We start from the raw sequence: 15,542 nt of genomic DNA, 5'->3' as shown, positions 1-15,542 counted from the left end.
CCTTTGGGCAACAAAAAACCCCCGGCGAGGGGGGCATACGGGGGTCAGTCGGTTTCGGCGTTACACCGATCCGTTCAGGCCCCCAGAACTAATAAGTACGACGGACATCCGTCTCTCCTTGTGTGTTCGGGCGGACCTTACGTCCGCCGCGCGGCAGCGTCAACAGAGATCGATGAAGATTTCGGTCTTGGAAGTGCGATTTTCTTTGCGAAAATTGCGCGCGGAGGGATTTCGGCGCATGTTTCGCAAAACTCGGTGGGTCAGAGGCCCGATTTGCTGTGCGACTCGATGGGCGGAAGGGTGATCGCGGCGACCTGTTCGGTGATCGGACGCACGGCCAGCGGGTGCGGCTGGGTACTGTACTCGTCCGGATTGCCCAGCGAGCGCCATTCCCCCTCGCGGTAGACTTCCAGCGACGAGAAGTTCGCCTTGTAGGCCATCTTCGGCGAGCCGGGCACCCAATAGCCAAGGTAGACATAGGGCAGGCCGACCTGCTTCGCGAGCGCGATATGGTCCAGGATCATATAGGTGCCGAGCCCGTCCTTGATCCGCTCCGGATCGTAGAACGAATAGACGAGGCTCAACCCGTCATCCAGCACATCGGTCAGGCACACAGCCGCCAGCTTCCGGCCCGAACCCTTGCGCCCCTTGGCGGCCGCCTCGGGCATCTCGGTGTATTCGATGACGCGCGAGCGGACCGGCGTCTCCTCGATCATCGCGGCGAATTCGAAGATATCCATGTCGGCCATGCCGCCGTCGGCATGCCGGCTGTCCAGATAGCGGCGGAACAACGTGAACTGCTCATCCGTGGCCCAGGGACTGGTCGCCTCCCGGTGCAGTTCCGAATTGCGCTTCAGGTTGCGGCGTTGGCTGCGTGTGGGTTCAAAATCCGCGACGCGGATCCGGGCCGACAGACAGGCCGCGCATTCCGAACAGGCCGGGCGGTACAGGACATTCTGCGACCGACGGAAGCCCTGCTTGGACAGGGTATCATTGAGCGCGCGCGCGCCTTCGCCGGTGAGGGCGGTGAACAGCTTGCGTTCGCTCTGCCCGGGCAAATAGGGGCAGGGCTGCGGCGCCGTGACATAGAATTGCGGCGCAATGGGCAGCGTATGGCGCATGGCGGGCGCCCGTCCTCTGATCGTGGTCGTGAAACGTACTCGGCCGTGCCGGTGTTCTGATTATTCCGGTCACGGATCAAACGTAGCAACGTGATGACAATCCGCCAAGAGCCCTTGGCGGCAATCCGCGAACAGTTCTTCGAAAATCAGGACACAATGTACTTATTAACGATGGTGGTGCCCAACAGCCAATCGTTCAGCCCCTGTTTGTAAGGCGAGTTCAGCATCAGGAAGATCGACCCGATCTGCGGCAGGACAAAAGCCATGGTGGCCGAATAAGTGATCGAATGCAGCAGGGTCGTTTGCGGCGACAGGGCCTGTCCGTCCAGCCGGCACAACCGGGTGGAGGCCACCAGCATCCCCAGCGTCGCGCTGTATCGGTTCAGTAACGTCGTCCTGTAAGCGATTGAGATCGCGCCCCAAAGCAGCGGTAGGATCAGCAGCGCCAGCCCCCCGGTGAGGATCAGCGCGACGATCACCAGAAGCGCCGTTACGGCCACATCAATAACCCAGGCCAACAACCGCTTAGCGATCAGGTGCTCGTAGAGTTCCGGATGATCGTCGGGGTCAGGCAGGCGCATCGACAGACCTCAGGCAGTGAACGGCGCGACCATGGCGCCGCAAGCCGCGATGAGAGCCGTCGGAGCGATCCCGAAGACGTGGTTGGGCGTCCCCGCTGCGGCGAACACCCGCTCGAACTCGGTCAGACGCGGATCGGCGAAGATCACCGGCGGGTTCAGGTGACCGATCGGCGCGACGCCGCCGATGGCGAAGCCGGTCTGTGCCCGAACAGTCGCCGCATCGGCGCGTTGCAGCGGCTCGCCGGCCAACTCGGCCGCCTTGTCCCCATCCAGCCGATTACCGCCAGCGGTCAGAAACAGATAAATACGCCCCGCATCCCCCTGGAAGATCAGCGATTTTACGATCTGATCCAGTGCGCAACCGCAGGCCTCGGCAGCTTGTTCGGCGGTGCGCGACGGGCCGGGGTTTAGGATCTCGGCCTCAAGGCCAAGATCCTCAATCGCCCGAGCAACGCGGGCCAGAGACTTGCTCATGGAAAAGCCCGGTCGTTACTTGCGAAACTTGTCGAGGCTCACGACCTCGCCGGCCTTGGGCGCCTCGGGCTCGGAATGCAGCATCGGCGCTTCCTCGTCTTCGTCGTCCTCTTCATCGTCGTCATCGCTGTGGGTCTCGAACTTGAGGCCGAATTCCACCGAGGGGTCGACGAAAGTCGAGATCGCATCGAGCGGGATATACAGCGGCTCTGGCTGATTACCGAAGTTCAACGTCACCGCAAAACCGTCTTCATCCACAACAAGATTTTCGAACCAATGCTGGATGACGATGGTGATTTCTTCGGGATAGCGCGCCAGCAGCCAGTCGGCCATCTGCACGTCGGGATGCTGGGTGTTGAGCGTGATGAAGAAGTGGTGCGCGCCGGGCAGCCCTTCCTTGGCAATCCGCTCCATAACCTCGCGGATCAGCCCGCGCATGGCCTGGTGCATCAGGTTGCCATAATCGATTCCGCGAGCCATTGCGTCCCTCTTGCCTGTCTCAAAGCCCCGAAAGCGACCAGCGCACCCGGGGTCGTGTCCCCGCCAGCATAGGACTTTCACGGGGGATGAAAAGCCTCCTGTCCCGCGCGGGTTGCAGATTTCCGCGCCGAAGTCGGTCATCACCGCAATTGCCCAAGCAGGGAGCGTTCCGCCCTATGGCAAGGCGGCCAGCCGAACCGCCTGTCGTCCCGGGGCCTGCGCCAACGGCGGGATCAACTCGCGCAACATCTTCTCCTGCATGGCGCGGGCGAAATCGTCGTGATTACTTGCAGTAATCACGAAGCTTCCAGGCGTAACCACATGACGTCTATAGAAATTCGTGACGGAGAGGCCTGAGGCCGCGCCTTCGATCGCCAGCCCGTTTATGGCGATTCCCTGCCGCCAGGCATTCGCGCGCTCTTCGCCGATGTTGAAGCCTTCGTTCTCATTGCCGTCGCCCGAGACATCAATCACCCAATGCCGGCAGTCGCCGACTTGTTCAAAGAGGGCTGCGGCGACCTGAACAGCCTCGCCGACAGCGGTGTTCCCGCCGACATGGCCGCGTGGCATGCGGCTGACACGATGCGCCAGCGCCATTCCTTCAGCGGGCTCGCTCACACGGGTCCAGGGGATCGACAGACTTTGCTCCAGCGCACCGGACCATTGCAAGACGGCCAACGCGACCTGTCCGCGCACCATGGCTTCCTGCACATCGGGGTCGCGGATCGCCGACGCGATGCCCTGCGCCTGCAGGTCGTACTCATAGCTGTCGACCGAGCCAGACACGTCGACCGCCAAGACAAGCGCGATATCGCAGGCAGTGGCGATGGAGGGCGCGACCAAGGTGGCGCCTAGTGTCAGTGAGAGGAAGGATAGCCGAATATCCATGAGTCAGGCTGACACGGAAGACACCACAATGCTAGTTCCTTCTCAATCGCCAAGCTTCGCCACCGAGTCTGACTTGGTCAGGGCAGTCAGTTGCACAGGCGCTCCAATAGAAGGGGCCGAGGGGGGGCCTCAGGTTCAGCCGTGAGATGAGGCGTATCGCAGCAGGGTCAATTTCGCTAAGTATTCAGATAACCTATATAATCGCTGCCGTTTGCGTCGTCTTTTCCGATGTCATCCTACAAGTGACAGCGTGTTCAGCCGCGATGATCCCGGCCGCTGATCAAGAAAGGTATGACATTAAAACCTCAGGATCAGCCTGTTAAGATGGTGCTGGCAGACCTGAGGTGACTAAATTGAATTATCATCCTGCAGATGACTTGTTGACATTAAGGTGCCTGGAGGTGATTGTTGTGTTAAAGTCACATCGGTGGCACGAAAAAACACGTAGGCAGGCACAGAATGGCGCCCGAAAAGCTGTATCGAACCCCCATGGCAGAGCTGGCCGGTTTGACCGCTCCACAGCTCGATTACTTCGTTCGGATCGGTGCTGTCTCCCCTGATCTGGGCGACAAGCGCAAACACTACTCTCCTTTCGAAGCAGCGCTGGTTTTAATTGCCGGACAATTGGGCCCGAACTTCAAGGAGCAATCGGTGATCGCGCAGGTCATCGCCGATGTTCGGGCCTTCGCCGAGGTGCCCGGTGTGCCGGAGAAGACGTTGCAAGCCGTGCATTTCGCCGATTTCGAAGCCGAGCGCGTGCCCACGGGTGGCTCCTATCGCCAACGCTTCGAGGGCGAGCAGAATCCTCGCGCCAAGGAGCGTATGCGCTGGACCATCGCCGAGACCTTCGCGCAGTCGCAGGGGTTCATCGCTGACCTGTTCTCGGACACGGCGCTGACTTTCATGCAGCAATACTGTGCCTTGCACGATCGCGACTTCGAAATTGAGTTCGAGAAGACGCTGACCGAAATCGACATCCGGAGCCGTCGCGGCACAAAGCCGAAGCCCGGTGTGGAGCGCCTGAGCGAGCGCGACTGGATGCTCCGTCACCAGTTCTTCGAGGCCATCGAGGGCTCGGGTCCGTTCTTTCTGCATGTGGCGACCGATGGGGCCGGGGGCGTGGAGACAAAGCTGGACGGTGAACCGGTGATCTTCCCGGGATACCTCTCCTGGTTGACGTTGAACTTGGGGCCGTTGTTCCGCCGACTGCACCCTTACATCAGCACGGACTTTGCGAACCGGGCGTCGGATTATGCGCATTTGCACGGCTTCCAGCTCAATGAAGATGAGATCTGATCGCGATCTCATCTCGGTGCTGGAGACGGCACGCCCTATTGGCCTGACATTTGTGCACTGCACGCGCACCGCATAGCGCGTGCAGAACCCGCCCAAACCGGGTCACAGGGCGAACTGGATGAGGGGAGGAAGTGCAGGTTTCTGTTGCCAGGTACCTGCGAACCCCGCCTTACACGGCTAAGCGCAAGGACTTAGGTTCGGTATTGGTCAACTGCTTACGCAGCGACGGCCACCGGAGCACGGTTGTCATTGGCAACTGTACGTTTCGGACCGATAACGGTGGTACCTCACCGGGACAAAGCTAACCCCTTTAGGCGTTCGTCGATCCTGTTTCGGCCCCAATCTCCCCCAATGAGGGTTGTTGGTGGAGCCGCCGGGTACCGCCCCCGGGTCCGATCCGATTATTACGAGCGCGTTTATGTCCATAGTCCCGGTTGCCCGGAACACCCCCTATATAGGGCGGGTGTCTGGCGGGCTCAAGGGGCTGGAGTCACGGCTCAATCATGCGGATCGTGATGCGGATGCAGCCGATCCTCGCGGGCCCGGCGCATCGCATCCGAGAAGGCGCCCGCCAGAAGGCCGGTCGGCAGGGCGATGAAACCGATCCCGCAAAGCGCCGTCAGCGCCGCCAGCACGCGTCCGAGGGGCGTCACGGGCACCACATCGCCATAGCCGACGGTGGTCAGCGTCTCGACGGCCCACCACAGCGCGCGAGGGATGGAGCCGAAGGCCTGCGGCTGAACAGCCCCCTCGACGATATACAGAAGCGTCGCGGCCCCCAGCATGAGCGAGAAGGCCATCAGCGCGCTCAGCATCAGCTCCGTCGAGCGCGAGCGCAGGGCCTCGAACAGCAGGTTCATCCCGCGCGAATAGCGTCCCAAACGGGCAAGCCGCAGGATCCTCAGAAGTTGCAACAGCCGGAACACCGCCGCTTCCAAGCCAAGGAAGGGCGAGGCCAGAGAGATGAGGACCGCCAGATCCAGCAGCGACGCTGGTTTCAGAGCAAAATGCACCATGCCGCGCACTTTGGGGTTCAGCGGAGAGACCCAGAGCCTGAGCAGGTACTCGATCAGGAAAAATATGAATAACAGTGCCTTGGCCGCCGTCATTAATCCGCCGTAGGAGCGGATGACATGCACCTCCGTCTCCAAGACGCCGATCAGGATCAACAGCAGGATCGCCGCGACCACGCCCCGATTGAACGGGGACAGGCCGGGTTTCTGATGCAATTCGGGATCGATCGCCTCGGCGATGCGGTGACGGAGGCTGGCCTGACGGACCGCCACGGGTTTACTCCGGCAACGGGGTCAGGCGCTGCACCGGAGGGAGCCGCAGGTCCCGCATCCGAGGCGGGCGCTCGACCGGTTGTTCCTCGGCCGAACCGCCGTTGGCGCGGTCGGATTCGAAGCTCCACAGCTCCATGAGGGCGGCGCGGGTGTCCTCGGCCCGGCCGCCGGCAATGCCGTTGGCGACGCGGACGTGATAGGACAGGAAGCGCGCGCGCACCCGTGTCGGGTAATCGGTCGTGGGGGTGATGGCGAATTCGGCCTCGATCAGGCCTTGGGCCAGCATCGTCATCGCCGGATTGCCCGAGGCCGCAGCCAAGGCAAGGTTCATCCGGCGCATCGAGCCCACGAATTCCTCGTCGGCAATGGCGAAATCGGATTGCAGGTCGATCTCGGCCCGAAGGTCGGCGATGTCCGCTTTGCGCAGGACCGCCAGCTCGGCACAACCCAGTTGCAGCTGGATCCGGGCCTCGGTCAGGTAGGGCCGATGGGCGTTGTCCTCGGCGCGGGTCGAAAGCGCCACGAGGGCGGAAATCTGCTCGCCGGCCACTTCGGCGCTGGGTTGGGTGACAAAAGCGCCACCGCCGGCACCGCGGCGGGCGGTGATCATGCCGCGGGCGTTCAGACGGCCAAGTGCTTCCCGAAGGGTCGGGCGCGACACCTTGAAATGGGCACAGAGATCGGCCTCGGAAGGGAGGCGGTCGCCCGGTCCATAATGTCCCGAAAGAATGTTGTCCTGAAGAAGCGACGCAATGGCGCTGGCGCGATCGGGGGCGCGTTCCTTCAGGGATGACCCGCTGCTCATGCGTCAACCCACTGTGTTTTTGGTGTTTTTATTGTCTGTCAATTACTCTGGCAGAGGCCGCGAGTCGTGTCAACGAAGAGCGGCCGGTCCGGGCCGGAAAAGCGGTCTGCGCCTCTTGATCCTTTGCAAAATGCGCTAGATCGGGTGCGGTAACAGCGCCGTGAGACGACCCGTGACGACAGAAACCTCGCCCCTGATCCTGTGGTTCCGCCGGGACCTGCGCCTGGACGACCACCCGATGCTGGCCGAGGCGGCAAAGACAGGGCGCCCCCTGATCCCGGTTTTCATCGCGGATCGCTCCGTCACCGGGATCGGCGCGGCCGCGCGTTGGCGCATGGGTGAAGCGGTCGAGAGTTTCGGCAAGCGGTTGGCGGACAAGGGCTCTCGGTTGGTGCTGCGCAAGGGGGCGGCGCTGCCGGTGCTGCTGGAATTGCTGGAGCAAACGGGTGCCGGCGGGGTTTGGTGGACGCGGCTCTACGATCCGTTTTCCCGTGAGCGCGATACCGAGATCAAGGATGTGCTGAAGCAGAAGGGGTTCGAGGCGCGGTCCTTCGCCGGGCACACCCTGATCGAGCCGTGGGAAATCTCCACTCAGGCCGGCGATCCCTACAAGGTCTACACGCCGTATTTCAAATCGCTCGATGCGATGGGCGTCCCGAAGCCCTGCGATCCTCCAAAACGGCTAGCAGCGCCGTCGGAGTGGCCGGGCAGTGAAGATCTGTCGGCGTGGAAACTGGGCGCGGGCATGCTGCGCGGCGCGCCGATCCTCGCCCGCCATGCGGTCGTGGGCGAGGAGGCGGCGCAAAAGCGGCTGAAGCGTTTCCTTGACGGGGTGGTCGTCGATTACCGAGAGGATCGGGATTTTCCGGGCAAAGACGCGGTCTCGGGCCTGTCCGAGAACTTGACCTATGGTGAGATCGGGCCGCGGCGCATCTGGCACGAGGCCATGCCCCATACCGGCAAGGGCGGCGTGCATTTCCGCAAAGAGCTGGCCTGGCGTGACTTCGCCCATCATCTCATGTTCCATTTCCCTGATATTGCAGAAGAAAATTGGCGCCGGGAATGGGATGATTTTACATGGCGCGAGGACAGCGAGGATGCGGAGCGCTGGCGCCGCGCCATGACGGGCGAGCCCTTCGTGGATGCAGGCCTGCGGGAAATGTTCGTGACCGGGACGATGCACAACCGGGTTCGGATGGTTGTCGCAAGTTACCTGACCAAGCATCTGACAACGCATTGGAAAATCGGGCTCGACTGGTTCGCGGATTGCCTCACGGACTGGGACCCGGCCTCGAACGCGATGGGTTGGCAATGGGTGGCGGGGTCCGGCCCGGATGCCGCGCCCTATTTCCGAGTTTTCAATCCCGAGACGCAGGCGGATAAGTTCGATAAGTCAGAAGTCTATCGCAAGACCTTCATCGCCGAACTCAGCCGCAATCCGGGGGAGAAGGCGCTCGCCTATTTCGAGGCAGTGCCCCTCAGCTGGGGGCTCGATCCCAAGCAACGCTATCCGGACCGCATGATCGCGCTCGACAAAGGGCGGGAGAATGCGCTTTCGGCCTATGAGCGGCTGAAGAAAGGTTAAGAAATGCCTTGCCCGGTCATCCGGTCGGGTTAAGCTTTCGTAGAAGGTGAAGAAAACCGAGATCGACAGGGATCCAATGACCATTCTCACCACCACCGACGGCCAATCCGACCTTCCGCGATACTTCAAGCCGGTCTTCGCCCAGCTGCAGCGGATGACCACCGGTCGTCTGGATATCGCATTGCCGGACGGGCGGCGGTTCCGCACTGAAGGAAGCCAGCCGGGGCCGGTAGCCGAGGTGACTGTCATCAACCCCGACAGCTTCGCGCGGCTGATCCGCGAGGGCGATCTGGGCTTTGCCGACGCCTATATCGAGGGCTGGTGGACCACGCCGGACCTGCAGGCGCTCATGGATGTGGTGTTCAAGGACAACCCGGCGCTGCTGGACGAGTTCACGGGCATGGCGCTGATCAGGGCTTGGGAGCAACTGCGCCACTGGATGCGCGGCAATTCCAAAGCGCAGGCGAAGAAGAACATCGCCTATCACTATGATCTTGGGAATGAATTCTACGCGCAATGGCTCGATGAGAGCATGACCTATTCCTCGGCTCTGTTCAAAACCGGCCAGGAAAGCTTGGAGCGTGCACAAGAACAGAAATACGCCGCGCTGGTGGATTCCCTCGGGCTGGAGCCGGGCGCGCATGTGCTGGAGATCGGCTGCGGCTGGGGCGGTTTCGCGGAATATGCGGCGGGCCAGCGTGGGCTGAAGGTGACGGCGCTGACGATCAGCCAAGCGCAGCACGATTTCGCGGTCGCGCGGATGCAACGGGCGGGGCTGTCCGACCGGGTGGAGATCAAACTTCAGGACTACCGGGACGAAACCGGGGTCTACGATGGCATCGCCTCGATCGAGATGTTCGAGGCCGTGGGCGAGAAGTACTGGCCGTCCTATTTCGACACGGTGCGGGAACGTCTGAAAGAGGGTGGTAAGGCCACGATTCAGGTCATCACCGTGCCGAACGAACGCTTCAGCCTCTACCGGAAGAACGTAGATTTCATTCAGAAATACATCTTCCCGGGTGGCATGCTCGTGTCGCCCGAGCGGTTCGAGCAGGAGGCGAAGAAGGCGGGGCTCGGGTGGCTCAGCTCCATTGAGTTCGGCGAGAGCTATTCGATCACGCTGCGGCGCTGGCATGAGAGCTTCAACCGAGCATGGGAGCGGATCCAGACAATGGGATACGATTTGCGCTTCCGGAGGATGTGGGATTTCTACCTGACCTCTTGCGCCGGCGCGTTCGGGACGGGTATCTGTGACGTGACCCAGATTACCCTGCGCCGTCCGGGCTGAACCACAGGTTTGGCAGGGCGGCCCCAGCCGAGGAGCGGCGATGTTCACGCTGATCCGGCCCGTGGCCGCCCTGTTGATGGCCGTGTTCGCTTATTACGCCGCAAAGGCTTACGAGCCGCTCTATGATCCTCAGGCCTATATGGGCACCTTCGCCGCCTGGACGGCGCTGATGGGGCTTCTGGTGGGCTGGGTCTTCGTCGGTGGGCGGATTGGCCGGGCGTGGTGGTTCTCGATCTATATCGGCATTCAGGGCGTGGCGATGACCGGCGTGTTCATCGCCATGGTCATGGCAGTGCGCGAGGTTTTCATCCTCGGCTACCGGCGTCGCTTCCGGGAGGTCATGGATGCCTTCACCGGGTATTTCGATATCGTTATCAATTGGTTGGGGAAAGCCATGGATCAGGACTACCTGATTTTCCTGGCCACCGGCGGGGCCGTGATCGGCTTTGCGCTTCACCTTGTCTGGATGCTGTTGGAACGTCGCAGGAATGACCGCTAAGCCCTTGTTCCTGTTTGGAATCCTTCGTCACGCGCCGCTGTTTCAGGCGGTTTCGGGCATCTCCCTGGCCGGAGAAGAGGCGTTCCTCGACGACCATGCCGTCCAGAATGCCGCGGACCCGTTCGGGCGCGTTCAGGACTACCCGTGTATCGTCGCGTCTGCAGGCTCGGCAGCGCCGGGGATTCTTGTCTGGGCAGACGGGGAAAACCGTGCGCGGCTCGACTATTACGAGAAGATCTTCCACTATGTGACCCGTCCGGTCACGGTCCGAACTGCGGCAGGCACGGTCGACGCCGAGGTTTATGTCATATCGAACGTGCAAGGCGGCTCGGGCAAGGCGTGGTCCTTGCCTGACTGGGAGGACTTCCGGGGCGCTCTGAACACAAAGACCGCGGCGATGATCATGGCCAGCCGCCATGAGGCCACACCCGAACAGATGGCCGCGCGCTATACGATGCTCGCGAGCCACGCGGCCGCGCAGGTGCGTGCATCGAGAGAGGAAGCCCCGGCGACCCGTCGTCGCAGCGCCGATCCCTCGGATGTGTCGGTCGAAGCGCGGCGGCATCCCTACCATTGGTTCTTTGGCGTCGAGGAGACGGACCTGCGGTTCCGTCGTTTCTCGGGCGGGATGAGCGGGGCCGTGAACCGGGCGGCTTTCGTGATGGCAGATGCCGTCACCGTGTTGCCCTATGACCCCGTGCGCGACCTCGTGCTGCTGGTGGAGCAGTTCCGCACCGGCCCGTATCTGCGCGCCGACCGCAACCCTTGGACGCTGGAATGCATCGCGGGCCGTGTCGATCCGACGGAAACGCCCGAACAGGCGGCCCGGCGGGAGGCGTTAGAAGAGGCGGGGCTGGACCTCAAGGCCCTGCTCAAGATCGCCAATTACTACCCCAGCCCCGGCGCGGTGACGGAGTATCTGTACACCTATCTGGCCGTGACCGACTTGCCCGACGGCACGGAAGGGGTCCACGGCCTTGAATCCGAGGCCGAGGACATCCGCACGCATTGCCTGCCGTTCGATGAGCTGATGGCCCTGATCGAGAGTGGCGAGGTGGCCAATGGCCCCCTCATCACCTCGGCCTATTGGCTGGCCGGTCAGCGCGAACGGCTGCGGGCTCAATCCTCGGCGTAACGCCGGGCCCAGAGCATCATCGCCGAGGCCAAGATCAGGCAGCATAGCGCGGCGGCTGCCAGCGGGGCAGGCGTACCATCCCCGAACGAGGCCAAGGCGCTAGCCAACAGGGCCGAGACCACCGTCGACACCCCGCCGATCACCGAGGCCGCCATCCCTGCGACATGGCCCATCGGTTCCAGCGCCAGCGCGTTCAGGTTCCCGATTAGGAAGCCGATCGAGAAGAACTGCACCATCATGAAGAACAGGAACAGCGGGAAGCCGGCGAAGGGCAGGTCCAAGAGGAAGCTGAACAGCACCAGCGTGATGGTCACCAGCTGGAAGGTCAGCGCAATACCGACCATCCGCCGCATGCCGAGACGAACCACCAGCTTGGCGTTGATCAGGCTCGCCGGGGCCGAAAGGATGGCCACCAGTGCGAACCACGACGGGAATTCGTCCAGACGCTGAAAGCTGCTCTCGAAGATCGCCGATACCGAACTGAGCCAGGTCAGCATCGTGGTGAACACGAAGGTCAGCGCCAGCAGGTAAAGGCGCACGCGGGTATGGCCCAGAACCGTCTTCAGCGCGCGCCACAGCGGGTCGACGGCCAGTTTGCGGCGGTTCTCGCGGGCCAGCGTCTCGGGCTGGCGCAGGCCCAGCCAGCAGGCCGAGACGACGCCGAACAGGATGAAGCTCCAGAAGATCGCGCGCCAGCCGAACCATTCACCCAGATGCGCGCCCATCCACGGCGCGACGGCCGGGAACAGCGTGAAGATCGTCATCCCGAACGAGATCACCCGCGCCATCATCCGGCCCGAATAGAGGTCGCGCACCATGGCCTGGCTGACGACCCGCGGTGCGGCGCAGCCAAGGCCTTGGATGAAGCGCGCAGCCAACAGCATCGTCAGGTTGTCCGAGGTCGCGGCGAGGGTCGCGGCCAGCATGTACAGCGCAATGCCCGACAGGATCACGGTCTTGCGCCCGAAGGCGTCAGACAAGGGGCCCATGATGAAGGTGCCCAGCCCAAGCCCCATCATGAAGACGGTGATGACCAAGGCGCCTTGATCGGGGTTGTCTGGCGACAGCTCGGCGCCGATGGGGGCCAGCAACGGCAGCATGGCGTCGACCGAATAGGCGACGGTTGCCATCAGCAGGGCCAGCAGCGCGATGAATTCGGAGAAGGAAAGCGGCTTTTGAGGCGAGGTCATGCAGAGGCGGCCGAGATCTGGTCGATGAGGTCGAGCCAGGTCTCGACAGGTTGCGCGCCGGTCAGCACGTATTGACGGCCCAGAAGGAAGCCGGGCACGCCGCGCAGGCCGCGCTCGCGGATCTCGGCGTCGCGTTGGCGCGTCTCGGCCACATCGGCATCGCTATCGAGAAGGCGCTCGATCATCGCCCGGTCGAGGCCGGATTTCTCGGCGATATCAAGCAGAACCTCGCTGTCACCGATATCCCGGCCCTCGGCGAAATTGGCACGGAACAGGGCGCTGACCACGGCGCTTTGACGCCCCTCCAACCCGGCCCAATGGATCAGCCGATGGGCGTTCAGGGTCGACGGGTTGCGCTCCATCTTCTCCAGCGCCAGCGGCAGGCCCAGCTCGGCACAGGCCTCGGCGATGGGAACGTGGACGCGGGCCACTTCCTCGGGCGGGCCGAACTTGGCCTGCAGATATTCGCGCCGATCCATGCCTTCGGGCGGCATGGTCGGGTTCAGCATGTAGGGATGCCATTCGATGACGAAGGGATGATCCGGGCGTTGTTCCAGCGCGCGGTCGAGCCGGGCCTTGCCGATGTAGCACCAGGGGCAGACGGGGTCGGAAAAGATGTCGAGTTTCGTGCTCATGCGGATAACGGGCTCATTCGGAAGGTGGGGCGTCGCGCAGGGCGCGGCGGTTGATCTTGTTGTTGGCGCCTTTGGGGAGGGCCTCGATAGGCAGGAACTGGCGCGGTTGCTTGTAGCGGGCAAGGGTCTGCGCCGCATGTTCTGTCAGTGCGGCAGCGTCGGGCGCGGGATCGGCGGGGACGTAATACAGGGTAACGATGCTGGTCGTCTCGCTGACGCGGGTCTCGATGGCCGCGGATTCCAGCACGCCGGGATGGGCGTTCATGGCCTTCTCCACCTCCAGCGGGGACACGCGATAGCCGCCGGCGTTCATCATGTCGTCGTCACGGCCGAGGTAATGGACGCCGCCCTTCGTGTCCATGCTTACGGTGTCGCCGGTCAGGAACCAGCCACCCCGGAATTTCGCGGCGGTTTCAGCCTCTTGTCCCCAATACCCAAGGAACAGGCCGGGGTCCTCGCGGCCGATGGCCATGATCCCGGCCTCACCGCGGGCGACAGGCTCTCCATCCTCGCGCAGCACCGCGACGCGGCGTCCGGGCTGCGGATAACCCGAAGCGCCATCCTCGGCCGGGCGGGCGGGCGAGCCGGAGATATAGGTCGATACTTCGGACATGCCGAGCGCCTCGAAAATCGGGGTGCCGGTGGCTTCGTTCCAATGCTGGCGCGTCTGGTCGGGCAGCTTTTCGCCGGCGGAAAGTCCGTGACGCAGCTTGGGCAGCGCGGGGATCGGCTGGCGCAGCATCTGCCGGAAGACGCCGGGTGCGGCGGCGAAGATCGTGGCATCGAAGCGCTTGAGCAGCAGGGGGAGTTGAGCGGCCGTCACCTCGGGATGCGGGATCAGCGCGCAGGCGCCGATGGCCCAAGGGTCCATCAGCCCGGTGCCCAGCGTATAGGTCCAGTTGAAGGCGCCGGCATGCATCAGCCGGTCCTCGGCGGTCAGCCCATACCAGCCGGTCCACATCATCCGACGGGCCCAGACGGCGCGATGGGCATGCATCACCGCCCGCGGATTGCCCGAGGTGCCGGAGGTGAAGATCAGATAGGCCAGCCGGTTCGGATCGCCGAGCGCCCAGTCGCAGGGTGCGTTCCGGCGCCAGGATTGCAGCAGGCTCTCCTCGATCACCCGCGCGGAGCCGTCCGGCAAGGCGATGCCTGGCCCGGCGATCACGGCAGCGGGCGAGACTTGCGTAGCCATGGCGGAGATCTCTGGCCCCGTCAGCTGCGACGAGGTCGGGATCGGCACCAGCCCGACGGCGATGCAGCCCAGAAAGGCCAGCGGGAAATCGACATTATTGCCCAGCCGCAGCAACACGCGGTCACCGGGCGTCAGGCCATAGTCCAGCAGGCCGGTACCGATCCCGCGCACGGCGGCGGTCAGCGCGGCATAGGACCAACGCTCGGCGCCCGAGAGGCGGAGGATCTGCAACGCGATCTTGTCCGGCGTCTGCGCGCCTTGGGCCAGCACATAGGCGGCCAGGTTGAACGGGGCGGGACAGGGCTCGAACGGGCCTGAATCAATTAACGCGTGCATGATTTCCAGCTAATCCGGGGCTGAGGGAAGGGCAAGGGCGGATCGCACCACCATAGCGTGGCCTCGACAATTGCGCGAATGTAGCGCAAAACGCCATACCCGTAGCCAAGTTGAAGAGCCGATGAGCGACCTGTCCAACCCCTCGATCATCCGCATCGCCCGCGCCGATGGTGAAGAGGCGCTTGCCGCGCCCATTGATCTGGCCGACCGCGTCCGCACCCTGCGCAAGGAGCGCGGCTGGACGCTGGAACAGGCGGCGCAGGCGGCGGGTCTGGCGCGCTCGACCCTGTCGAAGATCGAGAACGGGCAGATGTCGCCTACCTATGATGGGCTGAAGAAGCTGGCCGAGGGGCTGGGGATCTCGGTCCCGCAGCTGTTCACGCCGCCGCGCCATGGCTCGCCCGGCGGGCGGATGGCCACGACGATGGCCGGGCAGGGCGAGGCCCATGTCACGACGACCTATGAGCACGAGCTGCTGGCCGGCGCCCTGACGCGCAAGTCTATGCTGCCGTACCGGGCGACGATCCACGCGCGCAAGTTCGAGGATTTCAACGGGTGGGTCCGTCACGACGGCGAGGAATTCCTCTTCGTCCTGACCGGGCAGATCCGCCTGTTCACCGAATTCTACGCGCCCATCGACATGAAGCGCGGTGACAGCGCCTATTATGACGCCTCGATGGGGCACAACGTCGTCAGCCTCTCGCCCGAGGACGCGACGATCCTTTGGGTGACCTCGCTGGCCTGAGCC

16 protein-coding genes and 1 other RNA gene are annotated in these 15,542 nt (G+C 63.3%); 6 read left to right on the top strand and 11 right to left on the bottom strand.

The window, feature by feature from the left end; translation table 11 throughout:
• Positions 1-260: 260 nt before the first annotated feature.
• The 5 genes from BCY78_RS01835 to BCY78_RS01815 all read right to left on the bottom strand — a co-directional run bounded on the left by BCY78_RS01835 (position 261) and on the right by BCY78_RS01815 (position 3,499).
• Complete coding sequence (locus BCY78_RS01835) at positions 261-1,121, bottom strand: arginyltransferase (protein WP_068296955.1); 861 nt, start codon at positions 1,119-1,121, stop codon at positions 261-263.
• A 146-nt stretch (positions 1,122-1,267) separates the two neighbouring features.
• The gene (locus BCY78_RS01830) at positions 1,268-1,702 is read right to left on the bottom strand and encodes an RDD family protein (protein WP_068296952.1); all 435 of its coding nucleotides are present in this window, start codon (positions 1,700-1,702) and stop codon (positions 1,268-1,270) included.
• 9 nt (positions 1,703-1,711) lie between these two features.
• Positions 1,712-2,176, bottom strand: coding sequence for a YbaK/EbsC family protein (locus BCY78_RS01825; RefSeq protein WP_068296951.1), 465 nt, complete (start codon positions 2,174-2,176; stop codon positions 1,712-1,714).
• A 15-nt stretch (positions 2,177-2,191) separates the two neighbouring features.
• A complete protein-coding gene (locus tag BCY78_RS01820) occupies positions 2,192-2,656 on the bottom strand; it encodes an SspB family protein (RefSeq protein WP_068296949.1) in 465 nt (154 codons plus the stop codon).
• Positions 2,657-2,830: 174 nt separating this feature from the next.
• Positions 2,831-3,499 (bottom strand): DUF1194 domain-containing protein, encoded by a 669-nt coding sequence (locus BCY78_RS01815; protein ID WP_233499328.1) that lies wholly within the window; start codon positions 3,497-3,499, stop codon positions 2,831-2,833.
• A gap of 534 nt (positions 3,500-4,033) precedes the next feature.
• Here BCY78_RS01815 and BCY78_RS01810 point away from each other — a divergent pair.
• Positions 4,034-4,840 carry a hypothetical protein gene (locus tag BCY78_RS01810; protein ID WP_139103055.1) on the top strand — a complete coding sequence of 269 codons (807 nt, stop codon included), beginning with the start codon at positions 4,034-4,036 and terminating at the stop codon, positions 4,838-4,840.
• Between the two features lie 130 nt (positions 4,841-4,970).
• On the opposite strand, the gene ssrA is transcribed toward BCY78_RS01810, so the two are convergent.
• From ssrA to BCY78_RS01795, 3 genes are all read right to left on the bottom strand, one after another.
• Positions 4,971-5,324, bottom strand: a transfer-messenger RNA (tmRNA) gene (ssrA, locus tag BCY78_RS01805).
• 13 nt (positions 5,325-5,337) lie between these two features.
• Complete coding sequence (locus BCY78_RS01800; protein WP_083194763.1) at positions 5,338-6,126, bottom strand: potassium channel family protein; 789 nt, start codon at positions 6,124-6,126, stop codon at positions 5,338-5,340.
• Between the two features lie 4 nt (positions 6,127-6,130).
• Complete coding sequence (locus tag BCY78_RS01795; protein ID WP_068296943.1) at positions 6,131-6,931, bottom strand: FadR/GntR family transcriptional regulator; 801 nt, start codon at positions 6,929-6,931, stop codon at positions 6,131-6,133.
• 172 nt (positions 6,932-7,103) lie between these two features.
• Here BCY78_RS01795 and BCY78_RS01790 point away from each other — a divergent pair, with 172 nt between their 5' ends.
• From BCY78_RS01790 to BCY78_RS01775, 4 genes are all read left to right on the top strand, one after another.
• Positions 7,104-8,516: a deoxyribodipyrimidine photo-lyase gene (locus BCY78_RS01790; RefSeq protein WP_068296941.1), complete on the top strand. Its 1,413-nt coding sequence runs from the start codon at positions 7,104-7,106 to the stop codon at positions 8,514-8,516.
• 76 nt (positions 8,517-8,592) lie between these two features.
• Positions 8,593-9,804, top strand: coding sequence for a cyclopropane-fatty-acyl-phospholipid synthase family protein (locus tag BCY78_RS01785; protein ID WP_068296940.1), 1,212 nt, complete (start codon positions 8,593-8,595; stop codon positions 9,802-9,804).
• Positions 9,805-9,844: 40 nt separating this feature from the next.
• Entirely contained in the window at positions 9,845-10,303 is a 459-nt protein-coding gene (locus BCY78_RS01780) for a TrgA family protein (protein ID WP_068296937.1), read from the top strand.
• On the top strand, positions 10,293-11,438 hold the full coding sequence (locus tag BCY78_RS01775) for an NUDIX domain-containing protein (protein WP_068296934.1): 1,146 nt from the start codon (positions 10,293-10,295) through the stop codon (positions 11,436-11,438). Before BCY78_RS01780 ends, BCY78_RS01775 begins: the two co-directional genes overlap by 11 nt.
• On the opposite strand, the gene BCY78_RS01770 is transcribed toward BCY78_RS01775, so the two are convergent.
• Genes BCY78_RS01770 through BCY78_RS01760 form a run of 3 tightly spaced genes read right to left on the bottom strand, consistent with a single transcriptional unit; the run spans position 11,423 to position 14,794 of the window.
• A complete protein-coding gene (locus BCY78_RS01770; protein ID WP_068296931.1) occupies positions 11,423-12,628 on the bottom strand; it encodes a multidrug effflux MFS transporter in 1,206 nt (401 codons plus the stop codon). The two genes, BCY78_RS01775 and BCY78_RS01770, sit on opposite strands and share 16 nt — an antisense overlap.
• On the bottom strand, positions 12,625-13,263 hold the full coding sequence (locus BCY78_RS01765; protein WP_068296928.1) for a DsbA family oxidoreductase: 639 nt from the start codon (positions 13,261-13,263) through the stop codon (positions 12,625-12,627). The genes BCY78_RS01770 and BCY78_RS01765 overlap by 4 nt, the downstream gene beginning before the upstream one ends.
• A 13-nt stretch (positions 13,264-13,276) precedes the next feature.
• Entirely contained in the window at positions 13,277-14,794 is a 1,518-nt protein-coding gene (locus BCY78_RS01760; RefSeq protein ID WP_068296925.1) for a class I adenylate-forming enzyme family protein, read from the bottom strand.
• A gap of 121 nt (positions 14,795-14,915) precedes the next feature.
• Between BCY78_RS01760 and BCY78_RS01755 the strand changes: the two genes are divergently transcribed.
• The gene (locus tag BCY78_RS01755) at positions 14,916-15,539 is read left to right on the top strand and encodes a helix-turn-helix domain-containing protein (RefSeq protein ID WP_068296922.1); all 624 of its coding nucleotides are present in this window, start codon (positions 14,916-14,918) and stop codon (positions 15,537-15,539) included.
• The last annotated feature ends 3 nt before the right edge of the window (positions 15,540-15,542 follow it).

Origin of the sequence: Pararhodobacter sp. CCB-MM2 (assembly GCF_001691415.1) — a bacterium.
Taxonomy (GTDB): Bacteria; Pseudomonadota; Alphaproteobacteria; order Rhodobacterales; family Rhodobacteraceae; genus Pararhodobacter.
The sequence above is the reverse complement of the archived record's forward strand: the minus strand, read 5'-3'. Positions and strand labels throughout refer to the sequence as shown.